Annotated in this window: 18 protein-coding genes; 6 read left to right on the plus strand and 12 right to left on the minus strand. The window is 36.7% G+C overall.

All coding sequences use genetic code 11. The annotated features are described in order from the left end of the window. Positions 1-8: 8 nt before the first annotated feature. The 11 genes from rpsC to rpsL all read right to left on the minus strand — a co-directional run bounded on the left by rpsC (position 9) and on the right by rpsL (position 7288). On the minus strand, positions 9-725 hold the full coding sequence (gene rpsC / locus ACEN2N_RS01920; RefSeq protein ID WP_133686484.1) for a 30S ribosomal protein S3: 717 nt from the start codon (positions 723-725) through the stop codon (positions 9-11). 1 nt (position 726) lies between these two features. Next, positions 727-1134 carry a 50S ribosomal protein L22 gene (gene rplV, locus ACEN2N_RS01925; RefSeq protein ID WP_133686483.1) on the minus strand — a complete coding sequence of 136 codons (408 nt, stop codon included), beginning with the start codon at positions 1132-1134 and terminating at the stop codon, positions 727-729. Between the two features lie 3 nt (positions 1135-1137). Beyond that, positions 1138-1416 (minus strand): 30S ribosomal protein S19, encoded by a 279-nt coding sequence (gene rpsS, locus ACEN2N_RS01930; protein ID WP_133686482.1) that lies wholly within the window; start codon positions 1414-1416, stop codon positions 1138-1140. Between the two features lie 14 nt (positions 1417-1430). Beyond that, a complete protein-coding gene (rplB, locus tag ACEN2N_RS01935) occupies positions 1431-2255 on the minus strand; it encodes a 50S ribosomal protein L2 (RefSeq protein WP_133686481.1) in 825 nt (274 codons plus the stop codon). Between the two features lie 9 nt (positions 2256-2264). Then, entirely contained in the window at positions 2265-2555 is a 291-nt protein-coding gene (gene rplW, locus ACEN2N_RS01940) for a 50S ribosomal protein L23 (protein WP_027064827.1), read from the minus strand. 4 nt (positions 2556-2559) lie between these two features. Further along, positions 2560-3192 carry a 50S ribosomal protein L4 gene (gene rplD / locus ACEN2N_RS01945; protein ID WP_133686480.1) on the minus strand — a complete coding sequence of 211 codons (633 nt, stop codon included), beginning with the start codon at positions 3190-3192 and terminating at the stop codon, positions 2560-2562. Between the two features lie 5 nt (positions 3193-3197). Then, on the minus strand, positions 3198-3815 hold the full coding sequence (gene rplC, locus ACEN2N_RS01950) for a 50S ribosomal protein L3 (RefSeq protein WP_133686479.1): 618 nt from the start codon (positions 3813-3815) through the stop codon (positions 3198-3200). 144 nt (positions 3816-3959) lie between these two features. Beyond that, positions 3960-4265 (minus strand): 30S ribosomal protein S10, encoded by a 306-nt coding sequence (rpsJ, locus tag ACEN2N_RS01955; RefSeq protein ID WP_007094989.1) that lies wholly within the window; start codon positions 4263-4265, stop codon positions 3960-3962. A gap of 9 nt (positions 4266-4274) precedes the next feature. Beyond that, a complete protein-coding gene (fusA, locus tag ACEN2N_RS01960) occupies positions 4275-6407 on the minus strand; it encodes an elongation factor G (protein ID WP_441822743.1) in 2133 nt (710 codons plus the stop codon). Positions 6408-6413: 6 nt separating this feature from the next. Then, complete coding sequence (gene rpsG / locus ACEN2N_RS01965) at positions 6414-6890, minus strand: 30S ribosomal protein S7 (RefSeq protein ID WP_133686477.1); 477 nt, start codon at positions 6888-6890, stop codon at positions 6414-6416. A gap of 23 nt (positions 6891-6913) precedes the next feature. Beyond that, entirely contained in the window at positions 6914-7288 is a 375-nt protein-coding gene (rpsL, locus tag ACEN2N_RS01970; protein WP_027064832.1) for a 30S ribosomal protein S12, read from the minus strand. Between the two features lie 400 nt (positions 7289-7688). Here rpsL and ACEN2N_RS01975 point away from each other — a divergent pair, with 400 nt between their 5' ends. From ACEN2N_RS01975 to rlmB, 6 genes are all read left to right on the plus strand, one after another. Then, on the plus strand, positions 7689-10919 hold the full coding sequence (locus tag ACEN2N_RS01975; protein WP_441822744.1) for a SusC/RagA family TonB-linked outer membrane protein: 3231 nt from the start codon (positions 7689-7691) through the stop codon (positions 10917-10919). A 12-nt stretch (positions 10920-10931) separates the two neighbouring features. Next, the gene (locus ACEN2N_RS01980) at positions 10932-12599 is read left to right on the plus strand and encodes a SusD/RagB family nutrient-binding outer membrane lipoprotein (RefSeq protein WP_441822745.1); all 1668 of its coding nucleotides are present in this window, start codon (positions 10932-10934) and stop codon (positions 12597-12599) included. A gap of 11 nt (positions 12600-12610) precedes the next feature. Continuing rightward, positions 12611-13537: a hypothetical protein gene (locus ACEN2N_RS01985; protein WP_441822746.1), complete on the plus strand. Its 927-nt coding sequence runs from the start codon at positions 12611-12613 to the stop codon at positions 13535-13537. Positions 13538-13706: 169 nt separating this feature from the next. Next, positions 13707-15113, plus strand: coding sequence for a PQQ-dependent sugar dehydrogenase (locus ACEN2N_RS01990; protein WP_441822747.1), 1407 nt, complete (start codon positions 13707-13709; stop codon positions 15111-15113). Between the two features lie 68 nt (positions 15114-15181). Beyond that, positions 15182-16528 carry an arylsulfotransferase family protein gene (locus tag ACEN2N_RS01995; protein WP_441822748.1) on the plus strand — a complete coding sequence of 449 codons (1347 nt, stop codon included), beginning with the start codon at positions 15182-15184 and terminating at the stop codon, positions 16526-16528. Positions 16529-16604: 76 nt separating this feature from the next. Then, positions 16605-17339, plus strand: a complete 735-nt coding sequence (rlmB, locus tag ACEN2N_RS02000; RefSeq protein WP_423997939.1) for a 23S rRNA (guanosine(2251)-2'-O)-methyltransferase RlmB — start codon at positions 16605-16607, stop codon at positions 17337-17339. 7 nt (positions 17340-17346) lie between these two features. On the opposite strand, the gene ACEN2N_RS02005 is transcribed toward rlmB, so the two are convergent. Then, positions 17347-18093: a rhomboid family intramembrane serine protease gene (locus ACEN2N_RS02005; protein WP_441822749.1), complete on the minus strand. Its 747-nt coding sequence runs from the start codon at positions 18091-18093 to the stop codon at positions 17347-17349. Between the last annotated feature and the right edge of the window lie 98 nt (positions 18094-18191).

Here is an 18191-nt window from a genome sequence, read left to right on the forward strand (position 1 = left end):
TTAAAAAATTACTTTCTACGACGTTGTTTTCTTCCACCTTCTTGCTTACCGCCTTTAGCAGAATCTTTTTCCATTCCTACTAATGGTGATAAATCTCTTTTACCGTATACCTCACCTTTCATAATCCAAACTTTTATACCAAGTTTACCATATGTTGTTTGAGCTTCCTGTAAAGCATAATCAATATCTGCTCTAAAGGTCGATAAAGGAATTCTACCATCTTTATATGATTCTGAACGTGCCATTTCAGCACCGTTCAATCTACCAGAGATTTGAATCTTGATTCCTTCAGCATTCATACGCATTGCAGCGGCGATTGCCATTTTTATAGCTCTTCTAAAAGAAATTCTACTTTCTATTTGACGAGCAACACTTGCTGCTACTAAATTTGCATCAAGCTCGGGTCTTTTTATTTCAAAAATGTTGATTTGAACCTCCTTACCGGTGATTTTCTTCAACTCTTCTTTCAACTTATCAACTTCCTGACCACCTTTACCGATAATAATACCAGGTCTAGCAGTAGTTACAGTTACAGTGATTAATTTAAGAGTACGTTCTATTATAACTCTTGAAACACTAGCTTTAGAAAGTCTGGCATGAATATACTTACGTATTTTATCATCCTCAGCCAATTTATCTCCGTAATCGTTACCACCATACCAGTTAGATTCCCAACCTCTAATGATTCCTAGACGATTTCCTATTGGATTTGTTTTCTGTCCCATCCTAGTTTTCTGTTATATTTTTTGACCCCAAAACCAAAGTAACATGGTTTGAACGTTTTCTAATTCTATGTGCTCTACCTTGTGGAGCAGGACGCAATCTTTTAAGCATTGCCCCACCATCAACTCTAATCTCAGCTACAATTAAATCAGCATCTTCTAAACTTGCCTCTTCATTTTTTGCCTGCCAATTTGCTAAAGCTGAAAGCAACAATTTCTCTAACTTTCTAGAAGCTTCTTTAGGGTTAAACCTTAAAATAGCTAAAGCTTGCTCTACTTTTACACCACGAATTAAATCAGCAACTAAACGCATTTTTCTAGGTGAAGTAGGACAGTTATTCAACTTTGCGAAAGCTACCTTCTTCTTATCAGCCTTAATTCTTTCGGCCATCTGTTTTTTACGAACTCCCATAGCTTACTTTTTTCCTTTGTTTTTCGCTCCTACATGACCTCTAAAAGATCTTGTTGGTGAGAATTCCCCAAGTTTATGTCCTACCATGTTTTCTGTTACAAAAACAGGTACAAATTGTTTTCCGTTATGAACCGCTATTGTCATCCCAACAAAATCAGGAGTTATCATAGAAGCTCTAGACCAGGTTTTTATTACCGCTTTTTTACCGGATGATACACTTTGTTGGATTTTCTTCTCCAAGCTATAGTGAACGTAAGGTCCTTTTTTTAGTGAACGTGCCATTTCTTTCTACTTTTTTATTTCTTTCTACGTTCTATTATATACTTGTTGGTGCTCTTTGTCTTAGAACGAGTTCTGTATCCTTTAGCAGGTATACCGTTTCTCGATCTTGGATGACCACCCGAAGCTCTACCTTCACCACCACCCATTGGGTGATCGACAGGGTTCATCGCTACCGGTCTAGTTCTTGGTCTTCTACCTAACCATCTACTTCTACCAGCTTTACCTGATACCAGTAATTGATGATCCGAATTAGACATAGCCCCAATAGTTGCCATACAACCTGAAAGAATTAATCTTGTTTCACCAGATGGCATTTTAACAGTAACGAACTTACCATCTTTTGCCATAAGTTGAGCAAAAGTACCAGCACTACGCGCCATAACAGCACCTTGACCAGGTCTCAACTCAATACATGAAATTATAGTTCCTAAAGGAATCTCACTTAATGGCATTGCATTACCGATCTCGGGGGCAACAGCTGAACCAGAAGAAACCTGCTGATCAACTTGTAAACCATTTTGAGCGACTACATAACGCTTTTCACCATCTGCATATTCCAAAAGAGCAATAAATGCAGTTCTATTTGGATCGTACTCTATAGTTTTAACAGTAGCAAGCACATCTTGCTTATCTCTCTTAAAATCTATTACACGATACCTTCTTTTATGACCTCCACCTTTTTGGCGTATGGTCATCTTTCCTTGACTGTTTCTACCTCCCGACTTTTTTAACGGAGCAAGCAAGCTTTTCTCCGGCTTATCAGCAGTAATGGCGTCAAATCCATTTACTACTCTAAAACGCTGTCCTGGAGTGATTGGTTTTAATTTTCTAACTGACATTTCTTGTCTTTATAGATTACTGTAAAAATCGATAATATCACCTTCTACCACATCAACAATTGCTTTTTTAATAGCATTTGTTTTACCATGTTGTACACCAGTTTTTGTATATCTGGATTTTCTTGAAGGACCGTAATTCATTGTACGAACCTTCTTCACAGAAACACCATAAGTAGCTTCAACCGCATCTTTAATCTGCAACTTGTTAGCCTTAGGGTTAACCACGAATCCATAACGGTTATTCAACTCGCTATCAGCAGTCATTTTTTCCGTTATAATTGGTTTTATTAACACACTCATGATATTATTGTTTATTTAAGTTCGATTCAATTCCTTCTAAAGAGCTCTCTAACAATACCACACTATTAGCATGTAGAATTTTGTAAGTACTTAATTCTGAGTTAGTTATAACTTCTGAGCCTTTAAAATTACGCGAAGACAAATATACACCTTTATTTGAATCACCCAACACTATTAAAGACTTTTTATTCTCAAGACCTAACGTCTTCAAAACATTAATAAAATCTTTAGTTTTTGGAGTATCAAAATCGAAGTCTTCAACTACTAAAATTGCATTTTCTTTAGTCTTTAAAGAAAGTGCAGATTTTCTTGCCAAACGCTTCAAGTTTTTATTTAACTTCTGGGTATAATCCTTAGGTCTTGGACCGAATATTCTACCACCACCTCTAAATATTGGTGATTTAATACTACCTGCTCTCGCAGTACCAGTACCTTTTTGTTTTTTAATTTTTCTCGTACTACCAGCGATCTCAGCTCTTTCTTTAGCTTTGTGCGTTCCCTGTCTTTGATGAGCCAAATATTGCTTAACATCTAGGTAAACTGCGTGATCATTAGGCTCTATAGCGAAAACATCATCAGAAAGGTTTGCCTTTCTACCTGTGTCTTTTCCTTTAATATCTAAAACTGCTATCTTCATTACATCTACCTTTGTATAGTTACATAAGCATTCTTATGGCCCGGAACACAACCTTTTACTACTAAAAGATTCTTTTCTGGAACTACTTTTAAAATCCTAAGGTTCTGAACCGTTACACGATCAGTACCCATTCTACCGGCCATTTTCATACCCTTAAATACTCTAGCTGGATATGATGCAGCACCAATAGAACCTGGAGCTCTAAGTCTGTTATGCTGACCATGAGTTGCTTGACCAACCCCAGCGAATCCGTGGCGTTTAACAACACCTTGAAAACCTTTACCCTTAGATGTTCCTACAACATCTACGAACTGACCTTCAGCGAAAACGTCAACACCTACGGTGTCACCTAATTTAAACTCACCTTCAAAATCTCGGAATTCAATGACTTTTTTCTTGGGAGAAGAACCTGCTTTTTTAAAATGGCCTAATTCAGCCTTAATAGCACGACTTTCTGCCTTGTCATCGAAACCAAGTTGAAGGGCACTATACCCGTCGACCTCAATGGTTCTGACTTGGGTAACTACACATGGTCCAGCTTCGATAACGGTACATGGAATGTTTTTTCCATTCTCGTCAAAAATACTGGTCATGCCTACTTTCTTTCCTATTAACCCAGACATACTTATTTATATTAATTATTACTTATTAAATTCTTTGTAAAAAAATAGGGTCAAAATAATTTAACCCTAAATTATTTTTTCCGTTTTTCCCTCGCACGCAGCTTAGGACATGTAGTCTAACCCATAAATGGGAAAGACATTTACTTATACCTTTATCTCAACTTCAACACCACTTGGAAGTTCTAACTTCATAAGTGCATCAATAGTCTTAGATGAAGAGCTATAGATATCCAATAATCTCTTATAAGAACTTAATTGGAACTGCTCTCTTGATTTCTTATTCACGTGAGGTGAACGTAAAACCGTAAATATCTTTTTATGTGTTGGTAAAGGAATTGGTCCTGTTACAACAGCACCGGTAGTCTTTACCGTTTTTACAATCTTCTCAGCAGACTTATCTACCAAATTGTGATCGTAAGATTTTAGTTTTATTCTAATTTTCTGACTCATGTCCTAAATTTAAGCTGTTATACCTTTTGCTGCTTTGATAACCTCCGCTGAAATATTGGAAGGTGTCTCTGCATAATGTGAAAATTCCATTGTTGAAGTAGCTCGACCTGAAGATAATGTTCTAAGAGATGTAACATATCCGAACATTTCAGATAATGGCACAGTACCTTTAACAACCTTTGCACCAGCTCTATCGCTCATGTTACCAATAGTTCCTCTACGTCTGTTTAAATCTCCAACGATATCACCCATGTTTTCTTCTGGAGTAATAACCTCTAACTTCATAATTGGCTCCATAATTACGGCACCCGCAGCTTTACCCGCAGCTTTGTAACCCATTTTTGCAGCTAACTCAAACGAAAGCGCATCAGAATCCACAGCATGGAAAGAACCATCTTTAAGTATAACCTTCATAGAATCCATTTCATAACCAGCTAAAGGTCCATTTTGCATTGCCGAAGCAAAACCTTTCTCAACAGATGGAATAAATTCTTTAGGAATACGACCACCTTTTATCTGATCAACAAACTGAAGTCCTTCACCTTCGAAATCTTCATCAGCAGGTCCCATTTCGAATACAATATCACCAAACTTACCACGTCCACCAGATTGCTTTTTATAAGTTTCTCTATGTGAAGCTGTTTTAGTTAAAGCTTCTTTGTATTCTACTTGAGGCTCACCTTGATTCACCTCTACTTTAAATTCTCTTCTTAAACGGTCAACAATAATATCTAAGTGCAACTCACCCATTCCAGATATAATAGTCTGACCAGAAGCTTCATCAGTTTTCACTTGAAAAGTTGGATCCTCTTCTGCTAATTTAGATAAAGCCATTCCTAACTTATCTACATCAGCTTTAGTTTTAGGCTCAACAGCAATACCAATTACAGGTTCTGGAAAGTTCATACTCTCTAAAACAATTGGATGCTTCTCATCAGACATGGTATCACCAGTCTTAATATCCTTAAAACCTACAGCTGCACCAATATCACCTGCTTCGATATAATCGATAGCATTTTGTTTATTAGAATGCATTTGATAAATACGTGAAATACGTTCTTTTTTACCTGAACGGTTATTCAATATATATGAACCAGCATCTAAACGACCAGAATACGTTCTAAAGAAAGCTAATCTACCTACGAAAGGATCAGTAGCAATTTTAAAAGCTAATGCTGCAAAAGGTTCCTTTACACTAGGCTTACGTTTTTCAACCGCACCTGTATCAGGATTAACACCCTCTATCGCTTCCTTATCCATAGGAGAAGGCAAATATCTACAAACAGCATCCAATAAAAATTGAACACCTTTATTTTTAAACGAAGAACCACAAATCATAGGTATGATTGCACGGTCCATTACAGCAGCCCTTAGAGCAGCATGCACTTCCTCTTCAGTGATAGAATCTTCATCTTCGAAGAATTTCTCCATCAAATTCTCATCATATTCTGCAACAGCTTCAATTAAGGCAGCTCTATACTCCCTTACCTCAGCCTTCATATCTTCAGGAATATCAATAACATCAAAAGTGGCACCAAAGCCCTCTTCATGCCATTCAATAGCTCTGTTCTTTGCTAAATCAACAATACCTCTAAAATCTGACTCATCGCCGATCGGAAGTACTATTGGAACTGCATTTGAACCAAGCATTTCTTTAACTTGCTTACAAACCATAAGAAAGTTAGAACCTTGACGGTCCATCTTGTTTACAAATCCAATTCTTGGAACTTTATAATTATCAGCTAATCTCCAGTTAGTTTCTGATTGTGGCTCAACACCATCAACAGCACTAAATAAAAAGACTAGACCATCTAATACACGTAAAGAACGATTCACCTCTACAGTAAAATCAACGTGACCAGGGGTATCGATAATGTTAAAATGATAATCCATTGCCTCAGCAGTTGGTTCACCATTTTCTTTTGGAAATTTCCATTCACATGTAGTAGCAGCAGAAGTAATAGTAATACCTCTTTCTTGCTCCTGCTCCATCCAGTCCATAGTAGCAGCGCCATCATGAACCTCACCTATCTTATGACTAACTCCCGTATAAAAAAGAATACGTTCGGTCGTCGTGGTTTTACCAGCATCAATATGAGCTGCAATACCAATATTTCTTGTATATCTTAAATCTCTTGCCATTTCCGATTAGAATCTAAAGTGAGAGAATGCTTTGTTTGCTTCAGCCATCTTATGTGTATCAGTTCTTTTCTTAACCGCTGCACCTTCTTCTTTAGCTGCTGCTAATATTTCGCCAGCCAACCTTTGAGCCATACCTTTTTCGTTACGCTTTCTTGCATAACTAATCAACCACTTCATAGCTGTTGATATTTTACGGTCTGGTCTAATTTGCATTGGAATTTGAAATGTTGCACCACCAACTCTTCTACTTCTAACTTCTACGTGAGGCATAACATTACTTAATGCATCTTTCCAAAGCTCTAAAGCCGTCTTCTCTTCATCAGTCTTCTTTGCATCTACGATATCTATTGCATCGTAAAAAACACCAAAAGCAACTGATTTTTTACCATCCCACATCATCATATTGACGAAACGTGTCACCAATTGATCGTTGAATCTTGGATCTGGTAAAAGTGGTCTTTTCTTTGCCTGTCTTTTTCTCATTACTTCCTTTTAAACAAGTTTAATTAATTCTTAGGGCGTTTTGCACCATATTTAGATCTACGTTGTGTTCTACCGGCCACACCTGCTGTGTCCAATGCACCACGTACAATATGATACCTTACTCCTGGTAAATCTTTAACTCTTCCGCCTCTTACTAATACTATCGAGTGCTCTTGAAGATTGTGACCCTCTCCCGGAATGTAAGCATTTACTTCCTTACCGTTAGTTAACCTAACCCTTGCTACTTTTCTCATAGCTGAATTTGGTTTCTTTGGCGTGGTAGTATAAACACGTGTACAAACACCCCTTCTTTGAGGACACGAATCCAAAGCAGCCGATTTACTCTTCTTAGTAATCGTCTCTCTTCCTATTCGTACTAATTGTGATATTGTTGGCATACTATAATAATATATAAAAATTACCCCTACTTTAAGGGTCGGCAAATGTAGTAATATTTCACTAACATTCAAACCAAGTTGCATTTATTTTCATTTTTTTTTAATTCGATAAAAATTAACATTAATAAACGATTGTTAATTTACCCTTAAAAATATTGCAAATACCTAATAAATCTAGATAGAATTAAAATTGAATAAATAGCAGCTTTTTCTGATATTTTCTACAGAATTGCGAATATGATAAAAAAATACCTATCGAATTATATAACTTTAAATATGGATCGTGTTTTATCTGTAACTTCTGATTTTATAACATCTTCTTAAAGTTTTATTAAAATTCTCTTGCTTTATTAACACATTATTGTGATGTTTGCTGCTAGCTAATTCAAATAATTTAAAAATGAGAACAAAACTAAATGGATTGTTAACGCTACTACTAGCGTTAGTTGTGCATATTTCTTTTGCACAACAAAAAACAGTATCCGGTACGGTTACTGATCAAGGAGGGCTTCCTTTGCCCGGAGTTAACATTGTAGTCCAGGGTACCACGACAGGTACACAAACTGATTTTGATGGTAACTATTCTATTATGGCCTCACAAGGCGAAACCTTATTATTTACTTACATTGGACAGAAAGCAGTTCGCCAAGCAGTTGGCGCATCAAGTACTGTAAATGTAACCATGGAAGAAGATGCCCAAGCACTTGAAGAAGTGGTTGTAACAGCACAAGGTATCAAAAGAGAAAAGAAATCTCTTGGTTATGCTGTATCTTCTGTAGGTGAAGAAGACTTGGAGCAAAAAGCAGAAGGTGATGTAGGTAGAGTACTTAACGGTAAGGCTTCTGGTGTTTTAATTAATGCTGCCAGTGGTGTTTCAGGTTCTGCTACTAACATTATTATTCGTGGTTTTACCTCTATTTCTGGTTCTAATCAACCTTTATTTATTGTTGATGGTGTTCCTTTTAGTTCTGATACGAATGCACAAGGTTCTGCCATTGATGGGAACGTAGGTTCTAGTAGATTTTTAGATTTAGACCCTAACAACATTGCTAATGTAAACGTATTAAAGGGTTTAGCTGCGGCTAACTTGTATGGTACTGCTGGTAGAAATGGTGTTATCTTAATTACCACCAAAGCAGGTGCTGCAGGAACAGGTAAAAAGAAATCTGAAATAACGGTAACTTCTTCTATCTTCTTTAATCAAGTATCTACTTTACCTGATTATCAAGATCAGTATGGTAACGGTTTTGATCAAGCGTATGGTGCTTTTTTTAGTAACTGGGGTCCTGATTTTGGTATAGATGAACCTGGTAGTTTTGGATCTGCTTACGCGGGCACAACAGCTGACGGTACACTTTTAATTAATCATCCGTATTCTGTAAATGCAGGTGTTAGTGCTGCTTTCCCTGAATTTCAAGGTGAAACATATGAATACAAAGCGTATGATAGTGTTAAGAATTTCTTCCGTACAGGAACGGTTACAAACAACTCAGTAAACGCAACTGGATCTTCTGAAGATGGGAAAGTTTCTTATAGCGCTAGTCTTGGTAACTTAAGTGACCAAGGTTTTACACCTGGCAACAAATTACAGAGAACTACTATTAGTGTTGGTGGTAAAGCTGAATTGAGCAACAAATTTACCGTAAACGGTACGATGAACTTTACTAAAAGTGATGTAAAATCGCCTCCAATTTCTGCAAGTTTAGGTAATGGCTCTACAGGTGCGGGCGCATCCGTATTTGGTCATTTATTCTTTACTCCAAGAAGTGTTGATTTAATGGGTCTTCCTTTTCAAAGCCCTATTGATGGTAGCAGTGTATACTACAGAGGTGGTAACGATATTCAAAACCCAAGATGGACAGCAGAAAATGCATTTGCAAACCAGGTAACAAATAGAGTTTTTGGTAGTGCTCAATTCACGTATAAAATTAATGACAACATTAACGCCTTTTTTAGAACTGGTATTGATTTCTATACAGAACGTAACGAAATTGGTCAAAACAAAGGTGGTGCTGAAGGGTACATACAAGGTAGATACCAAACATATGATAACAAAAACACTATTTGGGATCATACTGCACAGATTAATGGTATGTGGCAATTAACTGAAAAGTTAGACATGAACGTTAACTTAGGTGCCACTTCTAGAAGAACAGAATTCTCTAGACAAGGGGTTACTAGTGATCAACAGTCAATTTTCGGTGTGTTTAAGCATTATAACTTTGCAACTCAATCATCTTTACTGAATTCAGTAGGTGACCCATTACAAAGCGATCGTACACAAAATATCATGGGTGTATATGCACAAGCTGAATTTGGTTATGACAATTTTGCTTATTTAACTTTAGCAGCTAGAAATGACTGGGTATCTAATTTTATTGAAAATTCAATAACTTACCCTTCTGCGAGTTTATCTATTTTACCAACTGCTTTAATCGATGGTTTACAATCACAAAACGGACTTAATTTCTTAAAATTAAGAGCAGGTTACGGTACTTCTGCAGGTTTCGCCTCAGGTTACCCGGTAGCTTCTAAAGCGGTATTAGATACTAGAGACTTCCTTCTTGGTGGTAATTTGGTTTCTTCGATTACTGTTGATGATGACCTAGCAAACCCAGGTCTTACCCCAGAATTATTAACTGAGGTTGAATTTGGAGTTGAATCAAGATTTTTAAAAAATAGAGTATCTTTAGATGTATCGGTTTATAAGAAATCGACTACCGACTTAATATCTGAGCAACCTTTAGATCCATCTACGGGTTATTCTACAACTGTAACCAACATTGGTGAAGTTCAAGCAAAAGGTATTGAATTAGATTTAGGTGTTTCTTTATTCCGTAGCGAAAATCCAGGTAGTTTTAGCTGGGACGTAACTGGTAACTTCACTGCAGATGAATCTACTGTAATCGACTTGGGTGCTGATACTGATAACATTAACATTGGTGGTTTATTCACCGATCTTTCTAACTTCGCCGTACCTAACAGACCTTTTGGTGTAATTTTAGGCAGTAGAGTATTAAGAGACGATAATGGTAACAAAGTAGTTGCCAGTACAGGTAGTTATGTAGAAGAAAATGGATTGTTCGAAATAGGTGATCCTAACGCAGATTGGAGACTTAACGTAAGCAATGGCTTTAATTACAAAAACTTCTCTTTTAACTTCGATATTTCTTATAGACATGGTGGTGATGTATACGCAAGTACAATATCGGCACTAGTAGGTAGAGGTTTAACAACAGATACTCAAGATCGTGTTTCTACTTTCATTTTACCTGGTGTTAAGGCAGATGGTTCAGTAAATGATATTCAAATTAACAACTCTGATTATTACTTCAGTAACGTTGCATTCGGACCAAATGAATTACAAGTTTATGACGGTAGTACAATTCGTTTGAGAGAATTAAGATTAGGTTATTCTGTCCCTAGTAAAGCGTTAGAAAAGACTCCTTTCGGTTCTTTAAGCGTATCTGTAAGCGGACAAAACCTATGGTTTAGAGGTATCAATGTTCCTAAAGGTGTAAATTTTGACCCTGAAAATCTTGGAGTTGGTGTAGGTAATGCACTTGGTTTTGATTTTATCAATAGCCCAGGTTCTAGAAGATTCGGTATGTCTGTAAAAGCAACATTTTAAAAAATTAAAAAAATGAAAATATTTATTAAAAACGTAGTTCTAACTTTATTCTCCGCTGGGCTTGTCCTTTCGTGTGAGACTACTGAACTTAATTTAGTTACTGACCCAGATGCGGTTAGTCCTGAACAAGCAACCCCAGATGGATATCTGAACAAGGTTCAAGAAGAATTCGCAAGATTCAACGAAGATGTTGGATTAAATTCTGCAGCACTAGTAAGAATGGAAAACATGGGTACACGTTTGTACCAACAAGCATACTCTCCTGCCTCACAAGATGGCGAATGGGAAACTGCATATTCCTCTATGTTAACCGATATTAGGGCAATGAACATTTTAGCCGAAGAAGCTAATTTCAAGCGTCATATCGGTATGGGGCAAGTTTTTGAAGCATTTACCATGGTAACTCTTGTTGATATGTATGGTGATGTTCCTTACTCTGAAGCAGTTCAAGGTATCGACAATTTAAATCCTGCACCCGATGCTGGTGCTTCTATCTATGCTGCTGCTCTAGCTCTTTTAGATAACGCTATTGGTAATTTTAGTACTACCGATAACGCTGCTGGTCCAGATGTAGATTTCTATTACGATGGTGACTGGGATAAATGGATAAAATTAGCTAACTCATTAAAACTAAAAATCTATGCGCAAACTAGATTAGTAGACGCTAGTGCCGTTAGTTCTTTTAATGCAATTATCACAAGTGGAAACTACATTACATCTGTTTCAGAAGACTTTCAATTTACTTGGGGTTCTAATGTTGTAAATCCAGATTCAAGACATCCAGATTATGGTGACAACTATACTCCACAAGGAGCTGCAGATTACACGAGTAACTGGTTAATGAATTACATGGATAATGATAAAACTTCAAGTGATCCAAGAATTCGTTACTATTTCTACAGACAATCAGCAACTACACCAGGTGCAGTTGACTCTGATGGACCTAACCAACAAACATTATCTTGTAGTGTTGAACCTATACCCCCTCATTATGTAGCCGGTGGATTTACTTTCTGTAATTTACCAAACGGGTATTGGGGTAGAGATCATGGAGATGACGATGGTACACCTCCTGATGGTCAATTAAGAACTACTTACGGTGTTTATCCTATTGGCGGTGAATTCGATGACAGTACTTTCGAAGCTATTGATTTAGGGTCTGGCGCAGGTGGAGCTGGAATTACACCAATTTTCTTAGCGCAAACTGTTGATTTCTTAAGGGCTGAAATTGCATACGCAACGAATAATGCTGCTGGTGCAAAAACATTCTTAACTAATGGTATTCAAAAGTCAATGGATAAAACCTTAGCATTTGGAGCATTAGACACCGGAGCTGATTTATCTCTTGCTCCAACTGATACAGATGTTGCTGATTATATTGCTGAAGTTGATGGTCTTTATGATGCTGCCGTTGGTGATGAAAAATTGAATATAATTGCTAAAGAATTTTTTGTAGCATTGTTCGGTAACGGTATTGATGCTTTTAACTTCTACAGAAGAACTGGATACCCAAGTGATTTGCAAGCAGACAGAGAACCTGAACCTGGTGCATTTATAAGATCATTCCTTTATCCTGCAGTTTATGCGAATAACAATAACACTGTTACTCAAAAAGGATCAGTAACCGTTAAAGTTTTCTGGGATAATAACCCTGATTCTGGATTTCCATTATCAAACTAAAAAAAAGAAAAATGAAAAGATATATTAAAAACTTAATGATGCTTTCGTTGGTAACCACAGGGTTCTTAGCCTGTGAATCCAGCAATAAGACAATTGATGATGTCTTCGCTGAAGTAACTCGTGGCGCTGTGTTTAGATCTACCACTCCAGCCACTGAGATAGCTGCTCAAGAACTTAGTTTCTCAGACCCGACTGCATCTGTATCAACTACTTTCGAAGTAGAAGATAATGCTCAAGGAGGTCTATTACAAGACGTTCAAGTATATAGCGCATTTAATAGTGCTGCCGATCCTGCATCTTCTGTTGCGGAGGTGTTAATTAATACTATACCTGCTTCAGCTTTCACAACGAATGCTGATGGATTACCAGGTACTACTGTTACACTTACTTTAGGTGAATTAGCTGCAGCCTCAGGCTTAACACCAAGTGATTACACAGGGGGTGATTCTTTCACGATAAGATATGTATTAAATCTTACAGATGGTAGAGCTTTTACCAGCACTAATTTGAACAGTACAGTATCTGGTGGTTCATATTTTAGATCACCATTTACTTATACTATTCCTTTAGTTTGTCCTCCAATTCCTCCAACTGCTGGAACTTGGACAATTGAAATGGAAGATGCTTATGGAGATGGTTGGCAAACAGCAGGTAACGGTGGTCCTGGTATTACCATTACTCTAAACGACGGTACTGTATTTGAAGTAGGAATGTGTTCACCTTATGAAGCTTCACCTTACGATTGTACGCCTGGTACTGCTGCCGCCACAGCGACTATAGATATTCCTGTAGGAACTACAACCGCAGACTGGGTATTTCCTGGTGATACCTATGGTGAAATATCTTTCAAGATACTAACACCTAATGGTAATTTAGCTGCTGACTCAGGTTTAAATCCACCTGCTGGTGCAATTGCAATTGATTTCTGTGTTGATTAAACTTTTAGTTAATAAATAATAAAAAGGGTGTAAACTAAGTTTACACCCTTTTTTCATTTTAACCATTTCAATTGAAAAGGTTTTATTATATTGAATATTTTAAAAAGTATTCAATCTTACAGAAAATCTATATTTCTGTTTTTATACAAAAAAAAACCTCATAAAAATAATGACCCGTTATCTACTTCTTTGTTTCGTATTACTTCAACTTTCATGTAAGAATAATTCAGATAAAAAAACGGTAACCCCTATCGAAACTAGTGAGAAAATAAATGTATCAAACAAAGACTTCGTAATTAATGGAGGCCTTTTTTTTCCAAAAGGTTTTTCAGCTCTAGTGGTTGTAGATAGTATTGGTCCATCTAGACACATTGCGGTTAATGCCAACGGCGACATCTATGCCAAATTAAGAGAGCCAAATGGAACAAATGGCAACATGGCATTACGGGACACAACGGGTAATGGAGTTGCCGATATAAAGCAACGATTTGGTGACTACCCAAATGATGGTACTTTCGCTACAGAAATGCGTATACATAATGGCTATTTGTATTTTAGTTCTGAACAAGTAATATATCGACAAAAATTAACCTCCAATCAGTTAATTCCAAATGGTAAACCAGAAGTCATTTTAACAGATTACTTTCCTAAAAGATGGCACAACGCCAAATCATTGGCTTTTGATAAAAAAGGAAGTATGTACGTAACATTTAGCGCACCTACTAATGCTTGTGAAGATCCTAATTCTGTTGGTCAAATTAAAGGAATGAACCCATGCCCTGGTGTTGAAGTTCTTGGCAGCATTTGGAAATTTGACGAAAACAGATTGAACCAATCCCAACAAGACGGGCAATTGTATGCCACCGGAATACGAAGTATGGTAGCAATTTCTTGGAACGATGAAGACAATACGCTGTACGGTTTACAGCACGGTCGTGATTACCTACATAATCATGCTCCACAATACTTCAGCAAATGGGACCAAGCAGTTTTACCTTCAGAAGAATTTATGAAAATTGAAGAAGGAGATAATTTTGGTTGGCCATATAGTTATTACGATCATTTTAAAAATAAAAAACTAATTGCGCCAGAATATGGTGGTGATGGTAAAAAAGAAGCTACTGACTATAAAAACCCTATCATGGGCCTGCCTGCACATTGGGCACCAAATGACCTTCTATTTTACAAAGGTGATGCGTTTCCTGAACGATACAAGCAAGGTGCATTTATTGCTTTTCATGGATCTATGAATAGAACACCTTATCCACAAGCAGGATACATTGTGGCATTCATTCCTTTTAACAACGGAAAACCAACAGGTGAATGGGAAGTGTTTGCAGATGGTTTTACAGGAAAAGATACCATTGCAACTATGCCAGAAGCAAAATACAGACCTATGGGTTTAGCAGAAGGACCTGATGGATCACTTTATATATCCGAATCAAAACAAGGTAAAATATGGAAAGTATCTTTTAATGGCAATAAATCTGAATTTGGTGAGGAACAATTACAGGAAATGAAGAAAGCTAAATCAAAATCTTATTTGAAAATTCCTGAAAAATTAAAAAACAACTAACTATTCGAACTTACTTTTACAAAACAAAAAATTGATATTATCTTGTAACAAAAAAAAGAAAATTACTTATGATTAAGTTAAACATTACAGATTTAAAAATTGCCCTTTTCTTTTTATTATGTACCGTAGTTTCATCTTGTTCTAATGATAATAACAGTATTGAAATCTCAGAAGAAGAAATTGAGAACCCAGAAACTACCGAAGAAGAAAATGAAGAAACACCTATTGATTCCGTACAAACATTAACGGGAGAATTAGGTACTGTTACCTTTTACAACCAAGCACTAATAGAAGACCATTATGTTCTAGTAAATGATGCCGCTGCAAACAGTGTATATCTAATGGATAAAAATGCGGACTTAATTTATAATTGGCCATTAGGTGATCGCAAAATTGGTAATGACGTTATTTTATTAAATGATGGTACATTATTAGCCTCACTTGAATCTGACAATCTGGAGTTTGCATTTGGAGGTCAAGGCGGAATAATACAAATTATAAATAAAAACGGAGAAGCTATATGGAACTTTGATTATTCGAATACGGAACATAGATCCCACCATGATGTTGAACTATTACCAAATGGAAACATATTAGCAATTGCATGGGAGAAAATGTCAGCTGAAGAAGCAATTGAAAATGGTTATCAACTTGACAATGCTATTTACCCTGAATCAATAATAGAAATAAACCCAACCACCGAAGATATCGTATGGGAATGGCATTCAAAAGACCATTTAATTCAAAATTTTGATGACACTAAACTTAATTTCGGCAGTGTTGAAGAAAATCCGCAATTAATTGACCTAAATTATGTGGAAGCAGCAAATGGTAACATTATGCACGCTAATGGCATAAGCTATGACGACGCGAATGATTTAATATATCTTAGTGTCAACTATTACAGTGAGGTTTGGGTAATAGATCATTCTACAAATACCAATGAGGCGACATCTCACTCTGGCGGCAATTTTGGAAGGGGCGGTGATTTGGTCTACAGATTTGGAAACCCTACTACACAATATGATAATATTACAAAACGATTGTTCGTCAACAATCATTATCCTAATCTTTTTGAACCGGGTAAAATACTTGTTTATACAAATGGTGGTGATTTAGAGCAATCTACAGTTTATGAACTTCAACTACCAGCTGATTTATCTCAAAACACTATACCCGCTCTTACTCAACCAGAAGTACTTTGGAGTTTTACTGACCCAGAATTATATGCGCCCAAAGTATCAGGAGCTGTTCGTTTACCGAACGGTAACACCTTAATTACCGAAGGTGATTTTGGTATTTGGGAAGTTACCCGACAAGGTGAAATAGTTTGGAGATTTTCTGCGCAAGGTTTTTTCTGGAGAGCATACCACTATGCAAAAGACGATCCGGCAATATTGGCTCTTGACCTGTAACTATTTGAAAAATATTTAATCTTATTATTTAAAACCGCCCTACAAATATTGGGCGGTTTTTATTTACCTTTGCCCCATGCAAAAAACCACTCAAATTTATGGCTTAAGAGCCATTATAGAAGCTGTCAATTCAAATGAAGAGATAGATAAGGTATTTCTACAAAAAGGTCTTAAAGGCGACCTTATGAAAGAATTGGAAAGTTTATTGCGTCGTAATGAAATCAATATGGTCTATGTACCTATTGAAAAATTAAACAGACTTACCAAAAGCAACCATCAAGGTGCTGTTGCCAACATCTCCCCTATCGAATTTCATACACTCGAAGATTTAGTTGAGAAAGCGAATGAAAAAGAAGGTCCGGCTTTATTTTTATTGCTCGATCAGCTTTCTGATGTACGTAATTTCGGAGCGATAATTAGAACGGCAGAATGTACTGGTGTCGATGGTATTATTGTTCAAAAGAAAGGTGCTGCTCCTGTAACGGCAGATACTATTAAAACCTCAGCTGGTGCCGCATATAGAGTGCCAATTGCAAAGGTTGATCATTTAAAAGATGCCGTTTTCTATTTACAGGCATCGGGTATTAAAATTGTATCGGCTACCGAAAAAACAGATGATTCTGTGTATGATGTACCCTTTACCGATTCTATTGCAATTGTAATGGGGGCTGAAGATCGTGGTATTACACCTTCTATTTTGAAAGCTTCAGATTATAGAGCGAAATTACCGCTACTTGGTGAAATAGAATCATTGAATGTTTCTGTGGCTTGTGCCGTATTCTTGTACGAAGCAGTACGTCAACGCTTATAATTCTATATTATTTATCAGATTCATTTTCGGGATTTTCCTTAAAGATGTAGTTAATTTTCAAACTATTATCTTCATCGATATCTTTCTCTTTGGGTAATTCCCTAAAGTTTCCGTTTTCGTCAAAGTGTCTCAAAAAAAGGTCATCATCCTCATTAAAACCTTCTTTTTCCCATTCATATTTTTTGGTTGGTGGTATACGGGCTTTTACGACCTTAGCTAAAAACAATCCGGTTAAGAAACCTCCCAAATGTCCTTCCCAAGACATACCTTCTTTTACCGGGAATATATACCACAGCATACTTCCGTATATAAAAACAACAATCAGCGACAGGGCTACCAATCTAAAGTAAGAGCTAAATATCCCCTTAAAAAAAATAAAGCTTGCTAGAACATAAATGAGTCCGCTTGCACCAATATGGTATGATGTTCGCCCGATCATCCATGTTAAAAATCCTGATAATAGTATTCCATATAAAACCACCTTCCACGCGACATCTCTATAAAAATACCACAAGGCGGCGAGTAAGATTGCTAAAGAGATCGTATTGTTATATAAGTGTTCAAGTGATCCATGGATAAACGGACTTAATACAACCCCGCGTAAGCCAAGTGCCGTTCTGGGCATTACTCCCATCTCGTTAAAATTGACACCCATAACTATTTCTAGCCAATACACGCCCCATATCAAAATCATTGCTAATAGCGGAATAGCAATTACTTTGTTAGAAAAATTATAATGTGCCATTTCAGACATACGTTCGATTTTGTTTTTGAATAACAATTATACTACCAACGTTTACAAATTGGTCATATTGTCATTCTAAACCTTACTTAACAATCAATTGGCACGCT

The organism is Maribacter spongiicola (assembly GCF_052119685.1).
GTDB lineage: Bacteria > Bacteroidota > Bacteroidia > Flavobacteriales > Flavobacteriaceae > Maribacter > Maribacter spongiicola_A.